The organism is Eoetvoesiella sp. (assembly GCF_035555955.1).
In the GTDB taxonomy this organism is placed as follows: domain Bacteria; phylum Pseudomonadota; class Gammaproteobacteria; order Burkholderiales; family Burkholderiaceae_B; genus Eoetvoesia.
Genome location: NZ_DATMGA010000054.1, coordinates 16,392 through 37,210, shown reverse-complemented (window position 1 = coordinate 37,210; position 20,819 = coordinate 16,392). Strand labels below are relative to the sequence as shown.

Sequence of the window (20,819 nt, the reverse complement as noted above, 5' to 3'; positions counted from 1 at the left end):
CGCGGTGATCACGTCGTCCACGATCAAGACCCGGCCACGCAGCGGCGCGCCGACGATATTGCCGCCTTCGCCATGATCCTTGGCCTCCTTGCGGTTGAACGCCCAAGGCACGTCGCGGCTGTACTGGTCGGCGAGCGCGACCGAAGTGGTCGTGACCAGCGGGATGCCCTTGTAGGCGGGCCCGAACAGCATGTCGAACTCGATGCCCGAATCCACCAGGGCCTGCGCATAGAACTTCGCCAGACGCCCCACCGACACCCCTTTGTTGAACAGCCCCGCATTGAAAAAGTAGGGGCTGATGCGCCCCGACTTCACCTTGAACTGGCCAAAGCGCAAAACTCCTTGTTCCAGAGCGAAACGGACAAAATCGGTGCGGGTAGAGGTGGATGCGGCCATATGAGAACTCATTGATTCGGGGTGGAAAAACCATATTATCGGACATAACCGCCCACGGCCGCCACGCGTGGCAGGCCTGTTCACGGCAAACTTCGACAATCCGTATATTTTCGCCCAAAACTCCGATACACTTTTGGCACCAGGTCATCATTGGTCTGGACGACCCGCGCCAACGCCATTTCGGCCCGGCGCACCGCTTCGTCATCCTGTTTATGTACCGCCCTGGCTTGGTTTTGCACCCCATGCACCACAACTCAAGAGGACAACCATGAACAACGCCTGCACCACCTGGACCCCCCGCATACTTGCCATCCTGCGCATCGTCACTGGCTACGTGCTGCTTTGGCACGGCCTGGCCAAACTCTTCCACGTTCCGCACATCGCCATGTTCGACAACCTGCCCCTGTTTTCACTATTGGGCGTGGCCGGCATCATCGAACTGATCGTCGGCGTGCTGCTCATCATCGGCCTGTTCACCCGCCCCGCCGCGTTCATCGGATCGGGCTTCGGCGCCGCTGCCTACTTCATCGGCCACGTAGCGCCCAGCGGCATATTCTTCCTGCCCATCCTCAACGGCGGCGAAACCGCCATCCTGCTGTGCTTCATCATGTTCTACATCATCTTCGCCGGCCCCGGCTCCTGGAGCCTGGACGGCAGCCGCAGCAAAGCCGCCTGACCTTCCCGCGCCATCCGCACCCGGCCTTCGCGGCCGGGCCGGCCGCAAAAAATACCCCCACGCTGCGCCGCTAACGCGGCTTGCTGCCCCCCCAGGGGGCGTTTTTTGCCTTGGGGCGGCCCGGCGGGAGGAAAGGCCCCCACGCTGCGCCGCTAACGCGGCTTGCTGCCCCCCGAAGGGGCGCTTTTTTGCCTTGGGGCGGCCCGGCGGCAAAAAACCCGGATTCCCGCAGTACAATTTGCCGGCAGGCGCGGATCCCGGCGCCTTCGAAATCACGCTACTGCAAGGCCCATCATGAAAATGCCCGTCTATTTTATTTCCCACGGGGGAGGGCCGTGGCCTTACATGCCCGAGGCGCGGCAAATGTACGCCTTGCTGACCCGTTCGCTGCAGGAAATACCCGGGCAGCTCAGCCGCAAGCCCGCCGCCATACTCATGGTTTCGGCGCACTGGGAGGCCGACGGCGGATTCCTGCTCATGTCCAACCCCAAGCCGCCCATGCTGTACGACTACTACGGCTTTCCCGAGCATACCTACACCATCCAGTATCCGGCGCCGGGCAGCGCGGCCCTGACCGAGCGCACGGCGCAACTGCTGCAGGAAGCCGGCCTGCCCTATGCGCTGGATGCGCAGCGCGGGTTCGACCACGGGGCCTTTGTTCCCATGGCCGTCATGTATCCCGACGCCGACATTCCTCTCGTCCAGCTATCCATCGAAACCCACTTCAGCCCGCAATTGCATATTGCGCTGGGGCGCGCCCTGGCCCCGCTGCGCGACGAAGGAATCCTGATTATCGGCAGCGGCCTGAGCTACCACAATCTGCGGGAAATCCGCAGCACAGGCGCCGTGCCCTCGGCCCAGTTCGACGCCTGGCTGCAGCAGGCCATCGTGCAAGGCCCTGTCGAGCAGCGCCTGGAACAGCTTGAAAACTGGGAAAACGCACCCGCCGCGCGGCGCGCGCATCCCCGCGAAGACCATCTTGTCCCGCTGATGGTTGCTGCGGGCGCCGCCGAAAACGATCCGGCGGTCTGTGTGTATCACGACACCGGCACATTCGCCAACATCACGGCGTCCAGCTTCAGGTTTGGCTAGGGCCACGGGGGGCTACCGCTAGCAGGCGCTGGTATCCTGCTCGCGCGCGACATCCTGCATGAAGTCCGCCGTATGGATGGCCGACGACTGATCCACCCAGAACGGGTAGTACTTTTTGAAGTCGGCCAGCATTTCATCGAGCGGCATATCGTAAAAGCTGCCCCGCTGGCGCACGTATTCCATATGCCGGTTGCCCGACTTGTCGTAGGGGTGATAGATGGAGTCTTCACGTCCGTCGAACTCGAGCGGCAGCAGGCCGAAGCGGTCGCACAGCTCGATATTGAAAGCCGGCGTGGCCTTGCGCCATACGCCGTCCAGCAGGATGTCGGTATAGCCATGCCACATGTATACGTCGGTCTTCATCATCTGGCGCATACGCTCGGTGCTCATGTGGTTGCGCACGTCGGCATAGCCCACTTTCGCTGGGATGCCCACCGCCCGGCAGGCGGCGGCCAGCAGTGCGGCTTTCGGCACGCACCAGCCGTATTTTTTGGTCAGGACGCTGCTGGCCCTCATGCCCTCGACGGAAAAATCAATTTGATACGGGTCGTAGCGAAAACCGTCCCGCACCGCGTAATACAGCGCCACGGCGCGTTCGCGCGGGGTGTCTCCGGAATCGTGCTGCCGCGCAAAGGCAATGACCTCGGGATTGTCGCTGTCGATAAGGGTGGTCGGCGCAAGGGATGGATCGGACATGATGACTCCTGAAATACGGCTATTCAACTCAAGCATAATACCTAATCGGCGGCTCACGGCGGCTTCGTCCCAAAAAGTTCTTGACGCCATAGCGTTGAATACAGTTTACTTTTACACTCTGTAGCAATGATCATGGATGCGCCCTCAGCTCCTCTGACCGTATGACATGCCAAGAATAAAACACCTCCGTTGACGATCGGCGCAGCCGCAGACCATGGTCTTCCAGACTCTGAAATTTCGTCTCGTCCTGATCGGCTGCATTGCGCTGGCGGCCAGCGCAATACTGCGCTTTGCCGTCGTTCTTCCCTACACGCAACAACAAATCCAGGACCTGGTCTCGACCCAGCAACTGGCATTCGCCTCGTATGTCGCCCGCGATATTGGGCAGCAGCTGGACATGCGCCGCCAACTGGTCGGGCATCTGGCCCGAACCATGCCGCCCGACGCCCTGCTGAAACCCGACAGGTTCGCCGAGTGGGTCTCCAGCAACAATAATGCCGACGGCTTGCGCGCCGCCGACAACCTGCTGCTGCTCGATCTTGACGGCAACATAAAACTGCACAGCATGCCCCTGGGCCCGGCATTCAGCCCTCACTCATTTGCCAAAGACGCGTGGTTTCAGCAAGCCATGAATCCGGAACGATCGGCACAGGACCAACGGGAATACGGACCCGCGCTTGTCGGTTCAAACCTCGTCATCGCAAGCCCGGTGCGAGACGCCTCGCGGCATGTCGTTGCCATGCTGGCCGGCGTGTTCTCCCTGCCATCGTTGGGTGCGCAGCAAAACGCCCCCAAGAATCCCATCGGCAAGACCGGCGGGTTGCTGCTGGTCTCGCCTGGCATCCATCGGTACATCGGCTCCAGCGATCCGGCCATGGTGCTCAAGCCCACCCCCGCCCCAGGCGCCAACCTGCTGTACGACCGCGCCGTTGCCGGCTATCGGGGGGCCGGCGTGGCGGTCAACGCAAAAGGCGAAGAAGAGCTGGAAGCCATTGCCTCCGTTCCCCGCAGCGACTGGTTCGTAGTGGCGCACATGCTGGCCTCCGAAGCGCTCCAACCCATCCATAGCCTGAAAAAGGCAGCCCTTCAGGGCAGCGTCTTTGGCGCCGTCCTTCTCTTGACGGCTATCTTCTTCATTGTTTCACGCTTGCTGTACCCGGTTACGGGCACCACCAAGGCCATGCGGGAAATCGCCGACGGAAAACGCGAACTGCTGCCCCTGGCAGGCTCGCAAAAGGACGAGATAGGCAGTTTCATACAAGGCTTCAATTACATGGTCACACGTCTGCGCGAAAAAGAATCCGAGCTTCGCGCCAGCGAAACCCGTCTGTCGTTCCTGGCGCACCATGACCCGCTGACAGGCCTGTGCAACAGGGCCATGCTGGAGCAGCGCATCCAAAAGGCGTTGAGCGAACTGGAGCGGGGCGGCAAGCCTTTCGCCTTGTTTTTTTGCGACCTGGATGGTTTCAAACACATCAACGACGTTCACGGCCACGAGGTAGGCGATAGCGCCCTCATTCGCATGGCCACCCTTTTCCGGCAGGAATCCAGACCGTCCGATACGGTCGCCCGCCTGGGCGGAGACGAGTTCGTCATACTGCTGGCCAACATAGAAAACGCCCGCGAGGATGCCGCCTGCGCGGCAATGCGACTTCTGGAGGTCGTCCAGGAGCCTTTCACCATCAACGACCACACGTTTACGCTAAGCGCCTCGATAGGGATAACGATTTCCCGCAACCCATCCGACAGCAGCTCCAAACTGCTGTCCCAGGCGGACATTGCCATGTACCACGCCAAGCGCACCGGCAAGAACCGCGTCCATTTCTTCGACGACACCACGGTCGAAGCGGCGCTTGAAGCCTGACGGCCCGCCGCGTCTTTCGCGCTGACCCCTTCATTGCCCAGGTAGCGACAGCGCCGTGATCGGCGTATGCTTGAAACCTGAATCGGAATCCAGCAAGAGTACGGTAGCTTCATCAACAGTGCTGGCGCCTTCCTGTTTACAAGGGTTGCCGCCATGCCACGCCAGGAAGGAACTATGGACACCCCCAGCCTCTCGCGCCGCCAGTTTCTTAAAGCAACGACCATCGCGGGCATTACGGCCTACATCGCGCCCTTTGCGTCTCCGGCCTACGCGGCCCTGTTCGACCAAAAGCACCTCACCCCTATTTCCTGGGATCCGGCGCACGCCAAAGCGCGATTCCGCGTCGACGGTATCAGCAAGGTCACGGGCTCGAAGATTTTTGCGCGCGACATCCGCGCCCGCGACCTGCCGCATTGGCCCGATCATCAAAGCCACGCCCTGATACTGCGCGCCACGCGCGCCGATGCGCTGTACGAAAGCTTCGACCTGGCGCGCCTGGGCAAACAGCTGGCGCCCGACCGGGTGGTGACCGCCGACGATCTTCAGCGCGACGGCGTGGCCTTCACCGACTTCTACGGCGAAGACATGCTGCTGCCCGCGGGCAAGACACCGGCCTACCTGGGGCACGCGGTCGCCATACTTATTTTTCACGATTTCGCGCGTTTTCGCATGGCGAAAAACACGCTCCAGTTCCAGACCGACATCATCAAATACGGCGCCAAGACGGGCCCGCTCGAGCGCGACCCGTGGGGCACGTTCCGCTACGTGCGCATAGGCGGCAAAACCCCTTTCGACAAAGACGTATTTTCCAGCCTCCAGGATGCTCCCGTCTTTCCCAGCCAGATGCGCAAGCACCTGCCGGTCTGGCCCGACGGCAAAGACCACGGCACCTTGGGCGAGGAAGGCATGTTCCACGCCGGCCAACTGCGCAAGCAACTGGAAAGCCCGCCCGAGGACTGGCTGGTCCTGGAACGCAAATACCAGACCCAGTCCGTGGACACCGCCGCCATGGAGCCGGACAATGCCAATTGCTGGTACGACACCGCCGAACAAACCATGCACATGGTCGTGCCCACGCAATCGCCCAGCGAAGTCGCCGAAACCGCGGCCGCCATGCTGGCGAAAACCAAATTCGCCATCAGGAAACTCATTCTCCATCCCTGTTATACCGTTGGCTACGGTTCCAAGGACCACGCGAACATGCCCTTCTACGGCATAGCCTGCGCTCTGTACGGCGACAACCGGCCCGTGCGCATCGCCAACGACCGATACGAACAATTCCAGACTTCCCTCAAGCGCCACGCCTTCGACATCGATTACAAAATCGCCATCGACCGCAAGACAGGCCTGATCCAGTCGCTGGCCGGCGACCTGGTCGCCAACGGCGGAGGCCGCTGCAACTTCTCGCCGTCGGTGGCCATGGTGGGGGCCACCGCCGCGCAAACCATCTATTACGTTCCAAAGTCCGACCTGACCGCCCGGGCCGATGCCACGCGCGCGGTGGATGCCGGCTCGGCGCGCGGCTACGGCACCCTGCAATCCATGGCGTCGATGGAGCTGCTGGTCGACGAGCTGGCGCAGCAGCTCAATATCGACCCCATTGAATTTCGCCTTAAAAATGTCCTGAAAACCGGAATGAAGAACACCCAGGGCGCCATTCCGGCAGGCGCGGTGCGGGCCGACGAAGTCATCGAGAAAGCCAGGCAGCACCCCATCTGGACCGAGCGCGTAAAGCGCAAGGCCGAATTCGAAGCGCAGAATCCGGGGAAAATGTATGGCGTAGGGTTCGCCTGCGTGCAAAAGGATTTCGGCACCGGCGCGGAATCATCGCTGGCCAAGGTCGAGATCTCCCCCGACGGGAAGATCCTGCTGCGCCACACGGGCACCGAGATCGGCACCGGCATGAGCACCTCCCAGGCCATCGCCTGTGCAAAATGGCTGGGCTCGCCGGCCACCGACGTCGGCTATGCCATCACCGACTGGCCGGACCTGCCCATCGTCACCAGCGGCGACCCCTATTTGACCAGCCAGGAAGACCAGGACAAGCTGGCGGCCAACCCCCTTTGGACACCGGCCTATGCATCGCCCGCCAGCGCGTCGAACTCGGCGTACTACTACACGCACACCACGCGCGAGGCAAGCCGCCTGGTGTTCCGGCACGGCTTGTGGCCCGCGGCAATGGCCATCTGGGGCAGCAATACCGGCGGCGGCCAGGCCGCCCCCTACACCGTCCGCATCGAGGATGCGCACTGGGAAAACGGACTGCTTACCGCAGCGGGCATGCAGGGCCTCGGCCTTGCCCAACTGGCCCGAAAAGCCCACGAGCTCGGGCTGGTCGTGGGCGCGGTGGTGCACGCCTTCAACCGCTGGCAATGGGCCGAAGCCGATTTCAGCATCGGCGGCGAAACAGAACGCCTGCCGCTGGATGCCCTGGCCCTGTGCCACGGCGCAAAAGGGCCGAGTGCCGCGCCGCCCCCTGCCCCGCCGAACGGCCCGGACACCGCCACGGCCCTGCACGCCGCGGATTCCGGAGCCGGACCGGCCATATCCACGGTCAGCGCGACGCCGGGACAATACCGCGTGGTCAACCGCAGCGCCGTTTATTACCCGCCCGTACAACGCAACAACGCCGGCGTCACGTACTACTCGGCCATGGCTACCGTGGCCGAGGTGGCCGTAAACCGGGGCAGCGGCCAGGTCGAACTGCTCAACCACCATTCCGTCATCGAATGCGGCAATCAAATATCTCCCGAACTCGTGTCGGGCCAAATCCAGGGCGGCATAGCCATGGGCATAGGCCATGCCTTGTACGAATACCTGCCCTTGTACGAACAGGGGCCGGGCAACGGCACCTGGAACTTCAATCGCTACCATCTTCCCCGCTCCAAAGAGGTGGCCGTATGGACGCAAACCGCTGAAGTCCTGCCGCCCCTGTCCGAAAGCGATCCCCCCAAAGGCATGGGCGAAGTGGTCATGATTCCCATTGCGGCGGCAATCGTCAACGGCATCGCGCATGCCACGGGCAAGCGCTTTTATACGCTGCCCGTCACCCCAGAAAAAATCCAGGAGGCGCTGGCATGAGTCTGACGAAAACTCCCGTGTCCATGACGATCAATGGTGTTCTGGTCGGGCCGTTCGACGTCCCGGAAAGCCTGATGATGCTTGATTTTCTGCACGAGTACGCCAACCTGACGGGCACGCGGCTGGGATGCGGGCAGGGTGTCTGCCGCGCTTGCGCGGTCATCCTGGACCACGACGACGGCACCAGCGAGGAAATCCGCACCTGTATTACCGGGGTGGGCTATTTTGCCGGCCGCAAATTGCGCACCATCGAGGGCCATGCAAGCCGGGACGAATCGGGCAACATCAAGGAACTGTCGCCCATCCAGCAGAAATTCCTGGATTTCTACAGCTTCCAGTGCGGCTACTGCACGCCGGGCTTCGTCAATGCCGCGACGGTGCTCGTCGAAAAACTCAAGCGGCAGCCCATCGACAAAGCCGACGTGGAAACCGTGGTGACCGACGCGCTCAACGACCATCTTTGCCGCTGCACCGGCTATGTGCGCTATTACCAGGCCGTCAAGGAAGTCATATTGAGCACGCCGGGCCTGACCAAGGAGAGGCCGCATGAAAGCTAAGACTCTGGCATGGGGAATTGCCGTGATCATCGTGGTCGGCGCCGGCATAGTGCTGTCGGGCGTGCTGGACCCCAGCTACAAGACCGCGGCAATCGATCAGGCCGACACGCCGATCCCGGCCCAGTTGATCGCCCGCGGCAAATACTTGGCAATGGCCGCCGACTGCACGGCCTGCCACACCAGCAAGGACGGGGCCCCATTTGCCGGCGGCGTTCCCATCGCCACGCCGTTCGGCACCATATACGGATCCAACATCACGCCCGACAAGAAACATGGCATCGGCTCGTGGAGCTCGGCCGATTTCTACAGGGTATTGCATGACGGCATCGCGCCGGGACACCCCGTTTACCCGGCCATGCCCTACACCAGCTACCGAAGCATAAGCCGGGCCGACAGCGATGCCATTTTCGCCTACCTGCGCAGCCTTGCGCCGGTTCCCGTTGCCAACCGGGCCAATGACGTTCCTTTCCCCTTCAACATACGCGCGCTATTGCGCGGCTGGAACTTCCTGTTCCTGCGCAACTCCCTTCCCGACGCATCGAGCGGCAGTTCCGACGAATGGGTCCGCGGAAAATACCTGGCCAATGGGCTGGGCCACTGTACCGAATGCCACACGCCGCGCGGCGCGCTGGGTCAGCTAACCCTGGGCAAAACCTTGCAGGGTGGCGACCTGGGCGACATCCACGCAGTGGGCATTACCCCCGGACAACTGGCCGCCCGAGGCTGGACCACGGCCGACCTGCAGCACTTCCTGGCGTTCGGCATTGCGCCGCAGGGGTCGGCATACGGCGAGATGCACGACGTCGTGCATTACAGCACTCAGCACCTGACGCAGGCCGACAACAAGGCATTGGTTCGCTACCTGACAGGCGACACGCCCTTGTCCCCTGCCGCCCTGCCCGCGCAGGCCGGCCCGGCCCCCGGAACAGAGAAAGTCATTGCCGCCGGCAGGCCTTTGTATCTGGCCTTGTGCGCCGGCTGCCATTCCGCCAACGGCCAGGGCAAGCCCAATGTCACCGTCGCACTGCACGGCAATTCCACGGTACGCAACGAACAGCCGCACAACCTCATCCGGGTCATCCTGGCGGGGGTTTCCGCCAAGCAGTTCCCCGGCAATCAAGGCCGCCAGGCGATGCCGGGCTTCGACACAAAGCTGAACGACCAGCAGGTCGCCGAGCTGGCGAACTATTTGCGCGCCAGCTTCGGCGGCCTCAAGGCCGATGTACAGCCCGGCGACGTGGCCTCGGTACGCAAACCAAAGTAACGGGGTTCGGGTCAGTCGTCGAAGACTTCGTGCGATTTACCCGCGCTGCGGCGCCAATAGCTGGCGGCGCGGATGCGGGATTTATCCAGCCCGCGCTCGTTGACCAGGTGCTGGCGTATACCGTGTATGGATGAATATTCACCCGCGGCCCAGACATAGCCGTCGCCGTCGGGCAACTGCAGCCGGTGCACCACGCGCTCGAGGGGACTCAGGCCGTCGGCCTGGCCCGCCACGCCCTGCACCCACTGCAAAGTAAGGTCGGCGCGGGTATCGAACTTGATATGGGCATTGGGGTGCTCGGTTTCGATAATGGCCAGAACCCGCTTGCCCCGGGGCAGTTCGGCAAGCCGGCGTCCAATGGCCGGCAGGGCGGTTTCGTCGCCGATGAGCAGATGCCAGTCGAACTCCACGGGAATGACGAAAGAGCCGCGCGGGCCGCCTATTCCCAGGTATTGGCCCTCGGTGGCCTGGGCCGCCCAGGAAGCCGCCGGGCCGTGTCCATGCAGCACGAACTCGATGTCCAGTTCCTTGGCCTCGGGATCGTAGCGGCGCGGCGTGTAGTCGCGCGCTATGGGCTTGGGCTGCCCTTCGGGAAACACCGGGCCCTGTGGTCCGGGCACCGACAATACGGGTTTTTCGCCAGGCGCCGGAGGCAGGAATATCTTTACGTGGTCATCGAACGACGCCGATACGAAATCGGACAGATCGTCGCCGCCCAGCGTGATGCGCACAAGGTAGGGTGTAAGCTGCACCTTGCGCCGCACCTGCAGAAGCCGCGACTTGAGCGGGTGCCGCACTTTTTCCACTTCAAGCCGGGTGTGTTTAATTGAAGTCGTCATTCATTTGCTCCTAAGCCTGGTCTGCGGGCGAAGCTTCTTCACCCAGTATTTCACAGGTGGCCCGCTTTAAAATCACGGTAATCCGGCGTTGTTCTTCGGGCGTAGCGTCGGTGCGCCGCAGCAGCGCGGCTTTCATGGCGCGTCGCGCCTCGACGAATTCGGGCAGCCAGCCCGTGGCTTCCAGCGCCTCGGGGTCGGATTCGTTGTTCCATGCCTGCTTCACCCATGCCATTTTACGTGCCGCATGCTTCAGCCCCGCGAACAACAGTTCGGCGCGCTCCCGGTTGGCATCCAGGTACAGGCGGCCGGGCTCGGCCAGGTGGTACAGCTTGCGGTTGCCATGGGCCTCGACGGTGACATAGCCCAATTCTTCAAGATAGGTCAGTGCAGGATACACCATGCCCGGGCTGGGGCTGTAAAAGCCGTTGGACTGGGCCTGCAGTTCTTTGATGAACTCGTAGCCGTGGCCGGGGCGTTCTTTCAGCAGGGCCAGCAGCATGAGCTGCAATTCGTCCGCGCCGAACTTGCGGCCGCGGGTAAGCCGCCCGCCACCGCCGCCCATGCCGTCCCAGTCGTCCGACGGCCGGCCGCCCCGCCCATGGCCCGCCGCGAGTCTTCCGGACGAAAAAGCCTGGCCGCGCCCCCGATGGGGAAATGAGTTGTCTTGCATAGGAATTTTCTCTTTTTTCATCTTACGATATGTTTTACGATATATCGTAAGATATAGACTTTCTCTCGGGAAGTCAAGAAAAAGATGGCGGCGCCCTCAGGCGCGTTCGATGCGGTCGCGTCCGCTGTTTTTGGCCTGGTACAGCGCCCTGTCGCTACGGAAAATGGAATCGTCGGCGGTGGCGTCCGTGGGATTCATGACCGAAATCCCGACGCTCACCGTCATGTCCACATGCTGCCCGTCTTCGATCAGGGGCGAATTGCGCAGATGGTGCTGCAGGCGCTGCGCAAAGCTCTCGGCCTGCGTGAAACCCGCGGCGCGCAGCATGACGGCGAATTCCTCGCCGCCAATCCGGCCAGCCACGTCGGTCTCGCGCAGATGATTGCTGAGAACCGCTGAAAAATGCCTTAGCGCCTTGTCGCCAAGCGCATGCCCCCACCTGTCGTTGATGGCCTTGAAATGATCCAGGTCGATCATGAGGATTGCGGCCGGCCTGGATTTGTCGTGCCGCAGCCGCGCCAGTTCGGCCTCGACCTGCACCATGAAATGCCGGCGGTTGGCCAGTTGGGTCAGGAAATCGGTGGTGGCGAATTTATGCAGCTCGGCTTCGATGTTCTTGCGGGCCGTGATGTCGGTGATGAAGCCATGCCACAGCGTGCTGCCATCGTCCAGCCGTTGAGGCTTTGCATCGCCCTGGCGCCAGCGCAGGCCCTGACGCGGCAGTATGACGCGATACTCGCAATGCCAGGGCGCCAGGCAAGCCGCCGATGTCCGCAGCGAAGCGTGGTAGGAATACAAGTCTTCGGGGTGGATAAGGCGATCCAGCACCGCCACGCTGTCAGCCACTTCGAGCGGCGACAATTCGTAGATGTCCTCGATGCCCGCGCTGGCATAGGAAAAACGCCCTCTTCCGTCCGGCTGCAGATGGTACTGAAACACCAGGCCCGGCACTTCATTGGTAAGACTGGTAAGCAGTTGAACCGTATTGTGCAGTTGCTCGGAGATCTCGTGCATGGAGGTCACGTCGGTCGTGGTTCCCACCATGCGCAACGGATTGCCCTCGCTGTCGCGGCTCACCACTTTGCCGCGGCTGCACACCCATTTGTAGCTGCCATCCTTGCATCGCAGGCGATGCTCCACCTCGTAGTAAGGAGTCTTGCGGTCGAAGTGATCCTGGATGGTTCTTTTGACGTAGGCGATGTCGTCGGGATGAACCCGCGTATAGCTTTCGGCCATCCGCCCGCTGACCTCGTCTTCTTTAAAGCCCAGCATGGCTTTCCAGTCGGTTGAATAATAAATTTCATCCGTCTGGACGTTGCGATCCCAGATACCCGTGCCGCTGCCCTCGATGGCCAACGCCAACCGCTCGCTTTCGTAGGCAGTGCGCGTCATGTCCTGCGCATCGCCGTCTGCACTCGTTTCTTCAGAGGGATCCGTCGTGGGCTCGTTGCATGACCGGGAGGTACTCTTTCGACGCAAACTCATTAGCCGCCCTGTTTTTTTCTTTATATCTCGATATTATCCGAAAAACGCGGCGGCATATGGCTGGCTTTACATTCCTTGAACTTTCATTTGCGCAGGGCCCAGTCGTACTCGATGGTCAGCGGCGCATGGTCGCTGAACCATGCCTCCTTGTATATGGACGCCCGCTTGGCCGTTGCCGCGATGCCCGGCGTGGCGATCTGGTAATCGATGCGCCAGCCCACGTTGTTGGCTCTGGCCTGGCCGCGATTGCTCCACCATGTGTAGGCTTCGCCGGTCGCATCGGGATGCAGACGCCGGTATACATCCACCCAACCCAGTTCGTCGAACACTTTTGTGAGCCAGGCGCGCTCTTCGGGCAGGAAGCCGCTGTTCTTGAGATTGCCCTTCCAGTTCTTGAGGTCGATTTCCTTGTGGGCGATGTTCCAGTCGCCGCACAACAGTACCTGGCGTCCGCTGCCTGCCAGTTCGGCCAGATGGCCGAAAAAATGCTCCATGAAACTGAACTTGGCGGCCTGGCGGTGATCCCCGCTGGAGCCCGACGGCAGGTAGAGCGATATCAGCGACAAATCGTCGTAAACCAGCTCCAGATAGCGGCCTTCCGCATCGATTTCCGGCACGCCCAGGCCTTCTATGACGCGCAGCGGTTCCTGGCGCGCATAGATGCCCACCCCGCTATAGCCCTTTTTTTCGGCATAGTGAAAATAGCCGTGGCGTTCAGGAAAGCCCAGCATGGCGGGGGTCATGTCGGCCGCCTGGGCCTTGAGTTCCTGCATGCAGATGAAGTCGGCATTTTGCTCGGCCGCCCAGGGAAGGAAACCCTTGTTGGCGGCGGAACGGATGCCATTCAAATTGGCGGATATGACCTTGAGCATGAATTGTGTTTCCGAAAGCAAAGCAAAAAGCGGGTTTGGGCAAGGCTAACGCAATTCGAGTCAATAAACAAACCCGCGCGCCGAGGCGCGCTATCATGTGCTCCGCTACCCGCTGCCGCGCAAGACCGGTATTATTACGCTATTTCGCCAGCGAGCAAGGAAAGGCACAACATGAACTGGGTCTACCTGACCATCGCCATCCTCTGCGAGGTCATTGCCACTTCGGCCCTGAAAGCCTCGGAGGGCTTTGCGCGCCCGGCGCCTTCGGTGCTCGTGGTCGTCGGATACGCCGCCGCGTTTTATTGCCTGTCCCTCACTCTGCGCACCATTCCGGTCGGTGTTGCCTATGCCATTTGGTCCGGCGCGGGCATTGCATTGATTTCCATAATCGGAGCACTGTTTTTCAGGCAAAGCCTCGATGTTCCGGCCATGCTTGGAATGGCGCTCATTATTTCGGGTGTTGTCGTGATCCAGGTATTCTCCAAAACCACCGGTCACTGAACCGCTATCGTCGGCGTATGTCATATCGACCAACCCCGCATTCGTTACACCCATGATCTTCCAATCCCTGAAATTCCGGATGGTTGCGCTATGCCTCGTCGTGCTGGCCGTGGGTGTTGCGTTGCGTTTCGGGATTGCGCTGCCGCTGACCAAGGAAAACCTGCGGCAGCAGGCCGCCGCACAACAATTCACACTGGCTACCTATATGGCGCGCGACATCGGCCAGCACGTCCAGGCCCGCCGCCAGCTCATCGCCCACCTGGCCAAGGCCTTGCCGCCTTCTCTGCTGCTGAAGCCGCGGGAGTTCACGCAGTGGGCCAAGGAAAGACGCAGCATAAGCCCCCTGCTGGCGGACGAACTGCTGCTCCTGGATGCCGACGGCGAGTTCCTGGAAAAAAGCCTGCCGGGCCCCGGCGGAACGCGGGCGGAAGTCTTGCCCGACCCTCAATGGTTTCGCGCCGCCCTGGCAGCCAATGAGCCGGCCATCAGCAAGGTCATCCGCAACTCGGCGCAAGGCGCTCCGTTCATCGTCATCGCGGCCCCCGTAAACAATTCCGGAAACCGCAGCGCCGCCGTGCTGGCCGGAGTCTTCAAACTCGATGCTCCAGGCCTGCTCCAGGCCCTGCGGGACGACACGGGCATCAATACAGGCGGCCTGGTGCTGGTCTCACCCAAAGAGCGCACCATCATCGGCACCAGCAACACCGCGCGGCCGACGCCCCCCAGCGACAAGAACATGAACAGGCTGCTCGACCAGGCCTGGGCCGGCTACCACGCAACCGGCATCAGCATCGATGTCAACGGCGAAGAAGAACTGGCCGCGGCGGCCGGCGTTCCGGGCACGGACTGGTTCGTCGTGGCCCACTTGCCCACCGCGCAGGCATTCCTGCCGCTGCAGCTGCTGGAACGGCTCGCCATCCAGGGAAGCCTGGTGGGACTGGCGGGAATCCTGCTGATCATGCTGCTGATACTGCCACGCATGCTGCGCCCGCTTACCGGCACGGCTCGGGCCATGCGGGAAATCGCCGACGGCAAGCGCGAGCTCAAGCCGCTGCCGGTGCAGCGCAACGATGAAATCGGCAGCATGGTGCTGGGCTTCAACTATCTGGTAACACGCCTTGCCGAAAAAGAAGCCGCACTCCGGGAAAGCGAGATCCGCCTGTCGTTCCTGGCGCACCACGATTCTCTGACGGGCCTGTACAACCGGGCAATGCTGGAAGACCGCCTGCAGCACGCGCTGGATCGCGCCGCGCACAACGGCGCCCGGTTCGCCCTCCTGTTCTGCGACCTGGACGGATTCAAGGAAATCAACGACAGGCATGGCCACAAAACCGGCGATGTCGTGCTCACCCAAGTGGCAAGCCGCCTGCAAAAAGGCCGCAAGAACACCGACACGATCGCGCGCCTCGGCGGAGACGAGTTCATCGTCCTGCTGTCCGAACTCGACGACGCGCGCGGCGAAGCGGCCGCAACGGCAGTGCACTACCTGGAGCAAATCGGCAAACCCTACCGAGTCGGGGGCAAGACCTTCACCCTGAGCGTATCGATAGGCATCGCCTTGTTCCACCAAAGCGTAACGTCGGGTTCGCAATTGCTGTCGCAAGCCGACATCGCCATGTACCGCGCCAAACATACGGGCAAGGACGGGTACTGCTTCTTCGAGGAAAGCATGGCGGAATCCCTGGGCGCTGCGCCCACCGCCCAATGGATCACTGCCAGCCGCCTCCCAAGGCAAGAAACAGACTGATCTGGTCATCGCTCAATTGCGCTTGCGAGGCCGCCACGGCGCTTTCCGTACCGGCCAGTGTGCGCTGGGCATCCAGCACGGCAAGATAATCCGTCTTGCCCATCGCAAACAGCCGGCGCGCCTGGCCCACCGCCTCGGCGCCACGATCCCGGGCCGCGGCCAGCGCCGCCTGCCTATCCAGCTCGCGGGCATAGACGACCAGGGCGCTTTCCGTCTCGCGCAGGGCGCCCAGAACGCTTGCATCGAACCTGGCCAGATCGGCTTTCACATCGGCCTTGGCCTGGGCGATGCGCGCCTGGGCCGCCCCGCTATTGGGCAAGGTCCATGAAATCAGCGGCCCCAGGCTCCAGCTGAACGTGCCGGGCTCGCCGGCAAGATTGAACGGCCCGGCGCTGGCGCCCGACAAGCCGAGAGATATCCTGGGGTAAAGATCGCCCATGGCCACGCCTATGCGCGCGGTACTGGCCGCAAGCCGGCGTTCCGCCTGGCGGATGTCGGGGCGTCGGCGCAACAGCGCGGCGCCGTCGCCGACGGGAATGACGCGGGTCAAGCGCGGCGGCGCGGCGCACTCGAGCAAGGACGGCGGCATCGCCGCGGGCACGACGCCGGTAAGAGCGGCAAGCCGATATAGCGCGGTGCGCTGGCGCGCCTTGAAAGGCGGCAACGCCGCCTTCAAGAGCTCCAGCTGGCTGCCGGCGCGGGTAACGTCCAGCTTGGCGCCGCGCCCGGCCCGTTCCAGGCGCTGTACCGCATCCAGCGAATCGCGCTGGATCGCAACGGATTTTTGCGCCGAAGCCAGCTCCATACCGGCCGAACACATGTCGGCATAGGCGCGGGCGGTTTCCGCCACCACGGTGACCCGCACCGCGTCGTATGCCGCCTGCGCGGCCTGCTCGTCGCCTCGCGAGGCTTCAACGGCCCGGCGGATCTGGCCGAACAGATCCACTTGATACGCAATGCTGCCCCCTGCGCTGTACGACCACTGATCGGGCGGGCTGACATCGGGCTGCAATTCCTGCAAGCCCGATACATGGCCAAAAGCGGGCGAAGCCGAGACGCCGATCGACGGCTTTTGCCGGGACTGGACCTCTCGCATCGCGGCCCGGGCATGCTCGAGACTGGCCTGCGCAACGCGCAGATCGGTATTGCGGGCCAGGGCCTTTTCGATCAACCCGTCGAGCACAGGATCGTCATAGAGCTTCCACCACTTGCCGGGCAAGGGCGCCCGCTCGTAGGGAGCCTCGTTCTGCCCGGTAAACGGGCGAGAGACTTCGGCCTGCCTGGCCACCGCCGAATCCGGCACGCTGTAATCGGGCCCGACCGTGCCGCATCCGGCCAGCGCCAACGCCAGCAAGGGCATCAAAAGAATGCGGCGCCTCATGATGCATCCTTCGGCCGATCCGCCGCCCCCGCCTCCAACCCTCGCGCGCCACCGCCGTCGTTCGCATTGACGGCCACGGTGGCGGTCTGCCCGGCTACGAGACGCACGCCGCTGGGCACCTTGTCGATTCTTACGCGCACGGGAATGCGCTGCGCCAGGCGCACCCAATTGAAAGTGGGGTTCACGTTGGGCAGCAGATCGGAGCCAGTGCTGCGGTCGCGGTCGGCAATGCCCAAGGCAATGCTCTCAACCGTGCCCTGGATCGGGCTTGCATTCCCCATCAGGGTAACGTCGACCGGATCGCCGCGATGAATGCGGGCCAGCTTGGTTTCCTCGAAGTAGCCCTCGACATAGAACGACGAAGCGTCGATCAGGGCCATGACAGGCTTGCCCGCGCTGACATAATCGCCTGCGCGCAAATCCAGATTGGTGACGCGGCCGTCGACCACGGCCACGACCCGGCTGCGATCCAGGTTCAGCCTGGCGGTATTGAGCAACGCCTGGGACTGGGCCAGCGCGGCCTCGGCCTGCGCGAGCCTGGCCTGGCTCTGCTCGACGGCTTCGGCCGCAACCAGGGCGCCCAATGAACGATTGCGGCGCACATCCCGGGCAGCCTGGTCCCGCGCCGCCTCTTGTTGGCGCATCGATGCACGGGCCTGATCGTAGGCAAGCTGAAAGCGTGAGCGGTCGATCTCGAACAAGACGTCGCCCGCCTTGACGTCCTGGTTATCGTGCACGGGCACGGCCACGACCAGCCCCGCGACATCCGGGGCCACGTTCACGACGTAGGCCTTGACGCGACCATCGCGCGTCCAGGGCTCGACCTCGTAATGAACCCACAAGCGCCAGCCGGCGCAAACCGCCGCCGCCACGACGATGGCCGTAACGGCGAATCTGCCCAGGGCGGCGGGATGAAAGGGAAACGGCAGCTTCATTTCTTTAAACCATCAAAAACTTATAAATCTGTGGGAAAACGGACCACACGCCGAATAGCAGCACGACATACAACGCCAGATCGAAAAGCGCGGGATGCCATACCAAACGATAAAACCCCAGCCGGGCCAACGCGCCCGAGACAACCTTGACGATGAACAGCGTTACCGTACCCAGCACCAAAAGCCAAGGCACATAGATGCCGTAAATATTCAACTCGCCGATCATGATGACTGCATCCTCATTTGCATCTGCCCCGCGCCGGCCTCATACGCCATAGCCTGCGGGAACAGCCCGCGCCGAATCCCGACCAGCGCCACCATCGCCCGCCCCTTGGGCGCACCGGATGCCGACATGCCCGCCACGTCGGCCAGGGCGCTGTCCACTTTTTTCAACAACACGCCGGCCGCGCGATCCCGCTGCTTCGAGCCACCCTGAAAATAGGCGGCCAGCTCATCCAGCACATGCTGGATTTTTTTGCCGCTTTCCGGCGCCAAATGAAGCTTGACCCTTTGCAGCAAGGCAATATCGGCCCCCACCCGCAAATCCAGCATGGCGTCGGATGCCCCCGCATCATCGGGCTGTTGCGTAATGGCCAGCCGCGATTGCAGCAGGCCGATTCGATCCAGGATGCGGGCGGTGAACGAATTGGTGCGCGCCAGCCGATCGAGGCCGGCCAGCGTGGCAAGATCCCGCCGGTTGGCTTTTTGGATGCGGCCGGCGGCGCGTTCGGCGCTGATGGTGCGGAAAATGGCCGCATTGACAGCCGCCAGGCCAGTGCCCGCCAATTGCCCGATGATGCTGTTGGTAAATGAAATCAGATCCGCCGAATGCGCGTCCTGCAAGGCCAGCGCTCCCAACAGCCCGAACAAGACGGCCGTCACCTGCAACGCGATCACCGGCCTATGGATCAGGCACCCGATGACGAAGAAGCTCGGAAACAAAACCAGCACCAGCATTTCGAACGAATTGACCGTCGGCAGGATGACCAGCAAATACAGGGCGGACAGCGGCGCGGACAGCACGGTAAACACAAAGAACCTGCGGATGAACGGCACGGGATTATCCATGACCGAGAACAGGCAGCTGAACACCGCCGCCATCATGGCGGCCGTCGCGCCGTCCTTCCAGCCGGTCAGTATCCACAATGCACAGCATTCGACAATGGCGATCGCCGCCGCGGCGCCCGACAACAGCGCCAGGCCGCGATCCCGATGCAACACTACCCTGGCGGCATTGTGGCGCACCACGCGCTTTTCGTCCGCTGGCCGGCCGGCGTCGATGAGCCTGCGCAAACGCAGACACTGCTCGTAAGTCTTCGCCAGCTCGCGCAAGCGGGTTGCCAGGCTGGCCGCAAGCATGTCATGCCAGTCCGGCCGCGGCGGAATTTCCGCCAGGATGCGGCTCAGGGTTTCGCGTATTTCCCGCAATTGCTCCGGGGAGGCGTCGGCTCCCGCCTCGACCCATTGGGCAAGGCCGGACATGACGAGCCGCAGGTCGCCCGGCAGTTCGCGCCCATCGGACTGAAACGCGCGCACACGATCTTCGACCGCCGAGATGAGCGGCGTCAGAGCAACAATGCGATTCTGCAGGGCCCGCAAGGTTTGCGCGGACCATCGCAGGTTGTCGACCTCGAAAGGCACGTGGGTGGACAACAGCCGCAACTGGGTAATGTCGTTGGCCAGCAGGCCCCTGTCCTTGGCGCGCGTACCGATATCGATGCCGCGCAAGACGTCTCCTATCCAGGCTCGCGCGTCGGTCAGCGACCTGTCCAGCCCGGCCATCACCACGGGCCGTATCCCTTTCGGAAGTATCACACTATGGATAAAGGTTGCGCACACGATGCCAAGGCTGATCTCTTCGACCCGCGCCACGGCGGTATTGAAAACATCGGCGGGCTGCACTACCGAAGGAAAGCCGATCAGGGCGGCCGTATAGCCGGCCAGCATGAAGACATACGAACGTGGTGTGCGATCCAGCAAGGAAATGTACAGGCAAATCCCCAGCCAGCTTGCCATGGCCAGCGTCAACAGCTCGGGCGATTGACTAAGGCGAGGCACCATGAACACCGTGGCGGCCGAACCCACAAACGTGCCGCACAAACGATACAGCGCCTTGGAACGCACACTTCCCACCCAGGGCTGCGTTACCACGACGTAGGCCGTGGTGGCCGCCCAGAAGGGCCTGGGCAGATCGATGCTGTACGCCAGATAAAGCGCCAGCATTGCCGCCAGATAGCTTTTACCCGAGAACAACATCTCGCCGGGAGTGGGCCACTTCATTTTGCCGCCTTCACCTCCGCCTTGCCGGCCTCGGCCGCCAGGCCTGATTTAAGCGTGGCCAGCACCCGCAAAAAGGTATCGGCGTCTTCACGCGACACGCCGTCGAAGATGCGGCGGCGAAGATCCACCAGCAATGCCTCGACGTCCGCCACGACAGTGCGGCCCAGCTTCGTAAGATGCAAGGTTTTGGCGCGGCGGTCGTCGGGGTCGTCCTTGCGCGCCAGAAAGCCATTGGCTTCCAGTTGATCGAGCAGCCGCACCAGCGAAGGCGCTTCGATGCCCAGCTCTTCCGCAACCACCTTCTGCCGCACGCCGTCGCCCATCCTGCCCACTATCACGACCGGCCAGGCAGTGGCCGTCGACAGACCCAGTTCGGCCAGGGAGCCGTCGGCGGCCTGGCGGTAGGCCCGGCTCATGCGGGTCAGCGAGGTCGTCACGTCCATCAGGACGGGATCGGAAGGACGGCTATGGGTGCGTGTCATG

Annotated in this window: 19 protein-coding genes; 8 read left to right on the top strand and 11 right to left on the bottom strand. The window is 62.6% G+C overall.

Annotated elements, in window-relative coordinates:
• A partial coding sequence (gene pyrE / locus VNT00_RS13050) for an orotate phosphoribosyltransferase (RefSeq protein WP_325588130.1) occupies positions 1–396 on the bottom strand: 396 nt, incomplete at its 3' end.
• A 268-nt stretch (positions 397–664) separates the two neighbouring features.
• Between pyrE and VNT00_RS13045 the strand changes: the two genes are divergently transcribed.
• The gene (locus VNT00_RS13045) at positions 665–1,072 is read left to right on the top strand and encodes a DoxX family protein (protein WP_325588128.1); all 408 of its coding nucleotides are present in this window, start codon (positions 665–667) and stop codon (positions 1,070–1,072) included.
• Positions 1,073–1,366: 294 nt separating this feature from the next.
• Positions 1,367–2,164 (top strand): DODA-type extradiol aromatic ring-opening family dioxygenase, encoded by a 798-nt coding sequence (locus tag VNT00_RS13040; RefSeq protein ID WP_325588126.1) that lies wholly within the window; start codon positions 1,367–1,369, stop codon positions 2,162–2,164.
• An 18-nt stretch (positions 2,165–2,182) separates the two neighbouring features.
• On the opposite strand, the gene VNT00_RS13035 is transcribed toward VNT00_RS13040, so the two are convergent.
• A complete protein-coding gene (locus VNT00_RS13035) occupies positions 2,183–2,860 on the bottom strand; it encodes a transglutaminase-like domain-containing protein (protein WP_325588124.1) in 678 nt (225 codons plus the stop codon).
• Between the two features lie 214 nt (positions 2,861–3,074).
• Between VNT00_RS13035 and VNT00_RS13030 the strand changes: the two genes are divergently transcribed.
• The 4 genes from VNT00_RS13030 (at position 3,075) to VNT00_RS13015 (ending at position 9,626) form a co-directional block, all read left to right on the top strand.
• Positions 3,075–4,724 carry a GGDEF domain-containing protein gene (locus tag VNT00_RS13030; RefSeq protein ID WP_325588122.1) on the top strand — a complete coding sequence of 550 codons (1,650 nt, stop codon included), beginning with the start codon at positions 3,075–3,077 and terminating at the stop codon, positions 4,722–4,724.
• A gap of 174 nt (positions 4,725–4,898) precedes the next feature.
• Entirely contained in the window at positions 4,899–7,805 is a 2,907-nt protein-coding gene (locus VNT00_RS13025) for a xanthine dehydrogenase family protein molybdopterin-binding subunit (protein ID WP_325588120.1), read from the top strand.
• A complete protein-coding gene (locus tag VNT00_RS13020; protein ID WP_325588118.1) occupies positions 7,802–8,362 on the top strand; it encodes a (2Fe-2S)-binding protein in 561 nt (186 codons plus the stop codon). The genes VNT00_RS13025 and VNT00_RS13020 overlap by 4 nt, the downstream gene beginning before the upstream one ends.
• Positions 8,352–9,626, top strand: coding sequence for a cytochrome c (locus VNT00_RS13015; RefSeq protein WP_325588116.1), 1,275 nt, complete (start codon positions 8,352–8,354; stop codon positions 9,624–9,626). Before VNT00_RS13020 ends, VNT00_RS13015 begins: the two co-directional genes overlap by 11 nt.
• Before the next feature lie 11 nt (positions 9,627–9,637).
• Here the strand turns inward: VNT00_RS13015 and VNT00_RS13010 are convergent, their stop codons facing one another.
• The 4 genes from VNT00_RS13010 to VNT00_RS12995 form a co-directional block, all read right to left on the bottom strand.
• Positions 9,638–10,465, bottom strand: coding sequence for a siderophore-interacting protein (locus VNT00_RS13010; protein ID WP_325588114.1), 828 nt, complete (start codon positions 10,463–10,465; stop codon positions 9,638–9,640).
• 10 nt (positions 10,466–10,475) lie between these two features.
• Entirely contained in the window at positions 10,476–11,135 is a 660-nt protein-coding gene (locus tag VNT00_RS13005; RefSeq protein ID WP_325588112.1) for a PadR family transcriptional regulator, read from the bottom strand.
• A gap of 96 nt (positions 11,136–11,231) precedes the next feature.
• Positions 11,232–12,527, bottom strand: coding sequence for a sensor domain-containing diguanylate cyclase (locus VNT00_RS13000; protein WP_325588110.1), 1,296 nt, complete (start codon positions 12,525–12,527; stop codon positions 11,232–11,234).
• 176 nt (positions 12,528–12,703) lie between these two features.
• A complete protein-coding gene (locus VNT00_RS12995) occupies positions 12,704–13,492 on the bottom strand; it encodes an exodeoxyribonuclease III (RefSeq protein WP_325588109.1) in 789 nt (262 codons plus the stop codon).
• Between the two features lie 171 nt (positions 13,493–13,663).
• Between VNT00_RS12995 and VNT00_RS12990 the strand changes: the two genes are divergently transcribed.
• Both VNT00_RS12990 and VNT00_RS12985 read left to right on the top strand, forming a co-directional pair.
• On the top strand, positions 13,664–13,993 hold the full coding sequence (locus VNT00_RS12990) for a DMT family transporter (RefSeq protein WP_325588108.1): 330 nt from the start codon (positions 13,664–13,666) through the stop codon (positions 13,991–13,993).
• Between the two features lie 52 nt (positions 13,994–14,045).
• Positions 14,046–15,740, top strand: coding sequence for a diguanylate cyclase domain-containing protein (locus tag VNT00_RS12985; RefSeq protein ID WP_325588106.1), 1,695 nt, complete (start codon positions 14,046–14,048; stop codon positions 15,738–15,740).
• On the opposite strand, the gene VNT00_RS12980 is transcribed toward VNT00_RS12985, so the two are convergent.
• Genes VNT00_RS12980 through VNT00_RS12960 form a run of 5 tightly spaced genes read right to left on the bottom strand, consistent with a single transcriptional unit; the run spans position 15,703 to position 20,818 of the window.
• Positions 15,703–17,121: a TolC family protein gene (locus tag VNT00_RS12980; protein ID WP_325588104.1), complete on the bottom strand. Its 1,419-nt coding sequence runs from the start codon at positions 17,119–17,121 to the stop codon at positions 15,703–15,705. The genes VNT00_RS12985 and VNT00_RS12980 overlap by 38 nt on opposite strands.
• Positions 17,118–18,056 (bottom strand): HlyD family secretion protein, encoded by a 939-nt coding sequence (locus VNT00_RS12975; RefSeq protein ID WP_325588102.1) that lies wholly within the window; start codon positions 18,054–18,056, stop codon positions 17,118–17,120. Before VNT00_RS12975 ends, VNT00_RS12980 begins: the two co-directional genes overlap by 4 nt.
• A 4-nt stretch (positions 18,057–18,060) precedes the next feature.
• Positions 18,061–18,282, bottom strand: coding sequence for a DUF1656 domain-containing protein (locus VNT00_RS12970; RefSeq protein WP_325588100.1), 222 nt, complete (start codon positions 18,280–18,282; stop codon positions 18,061–18,063).
• Positions 18,279–20,336 (bottom strand): FUSC family protein, encoded by a 2,058-nt coding sequence (locus VNT00_RS12965; RefSeq protein ID WP_325588098.1) that lies wholly within the window; start codon positions 20,334–20,336, stop codon positions 18,279–18,281. Before VNT00_RS12965 ends, VNT00_RS12970 begins: the two co-directional genes overlap by 4 nt.
• Entirely contained in the window at positions 20,333–20,818 is a 486-nt protein-coding gene (locus tag VNT00_RS12960) for a MarR family winged helix-turn-helix transcriptional regulator (protein ID WP_325588097.1), read from the bottom strand. Before VNT00_RS12960 ends, VNT00_RS12965 begins: the two co-directional genes overlap by 4 nt.
• Position 20,819: the final 1 nt, after the last annotated feature.

Bases quoted from the DNA above. Each gene is read 5' to 3' on its own strand.
- VNT00_RS13020 (WP_325588118.1), top strand. From the start codon at position 7,802: ATGAGTCTGACGAAAACTCCCGTGTCCATGACGATCAATGGTGTTCTG.
- VNT00_RS13015 (WP_325588116.1), top strand. From the start codon at position 8,352: ATGAAAGCTAAGACTCTGGCATGGGGAATTGCCGTGATCATCGTGGTC.
- VNT00_RS12980 (WP_325588104.1), bottom strand. From the start codon at position 17,121: ATGAGGCGCCGCATTCTTTTGATGCCCTTGCTGGCGTTGGCGCTGGCC.
- VNT00_RS13030 (WP_325588122.1), top strand. From the start codon at position 3,075: ATGGTCTTCCAGACTCTGAAATTTCGTCTCGTCCTGATCGGCTGCATT.
- VNT00_RS13005 (WP_325588112.1), bottom strand. From the start codon at position 11,135: ATGCAAGACAACTCATTTCCCCATCGGGGGCGCGGCCAGGCTTTTTCG.
- VNT00_RS13025 (WP_325588120.1), top strand. From the start codon at position 4,899: ATGGACACCCCCAGCCTCTCGCGCCGCCAGTTTCTTAAAGCAACGACC.
- VNT00_RS12995 (WP_325588109.1), bottom strand. From the start codon at position 13,492: ATGCTCAAGGTCATATCCGCCAATTTGAATGGCATCCGTTCCGCCGCC.
- VNT00_RS13010 (WP_325588114.1), bottom strand. From the start codon at position 10,465: ATGACGACTTCAATTAAACACACCCGGCTTGAAGTGGAAAAAGTGCGG.
- VNT00_RS12970 (WP_325588100.1), bottom strand. From the start codon at position 18,282: ATGATCGGCGAGTTGAATATTTACGGCATCTATGTGCCTTGGCTTTTG.
- VNT00_RS13000 (WP_325588110.1), bottom strand. From the start codon at position 12,527: ATGACGCGCACTGCCTACGAAAGCGAGCGGTTGGCGTTGGCCATCGAG.
- VNT00_RS12975 (WP_325588102.1), bottom strand. From the start codon at position 18,056: ATGAAGCTGCCGTTTCCCTTTCATCCCGCCGCCCTGGGCAGATTCGCC.
- VNT00_RS12965 (WP_325588098.1), bottom strand. From the start codon at position 20,336: ATGAAGTGGCCCACTCCCGGCGAGATGTTGTTCTCGGGTAAAAGCTAT.
- VNT00_RS12960 (WP_325588097.1), bottom strand. From the start codon at position 20,818: ATGACACGCACCCATAGCCGTCCTTCCGATCCCGTCCTGATGGACGTG.
- VNT00_RS13045 (WP_325588128.1), top strand. From the start codon at position 665: ATGAACAACGCCTGCACCACCTGGACCCCCCGCATACTTGCCATCCTG.
- VNT00_RS13035 (WP_325588124.1), bottom strand. From the start codon at position 2,860: ATGTCCGATCCATCCCTTGCGCCGACCACCCTTATCGACAGCGACAAT.
- VNT00_RS13040 (WP_325588126.1), top strand. From the start codon at position 1,367: ATGAAAATGCCCGTCTATTTTATTTCCCACGGGGGAGGGCCGTGGCCT.
- VNT00_RS12990 (WP_325588108.1), top strand. From the start codon at position 13,664: ATGAACTGGGTCTACCTGACCATCGCCATCCTCTGCGAGGTCATTGCC.
- VNT00_RS12985 (WP_325588106.1), top strand. From the start codon at position 14,046: ATGATCTTCCAATCCCTGAAATTCCGGATGGTTGCGCTATGCCTCGTC.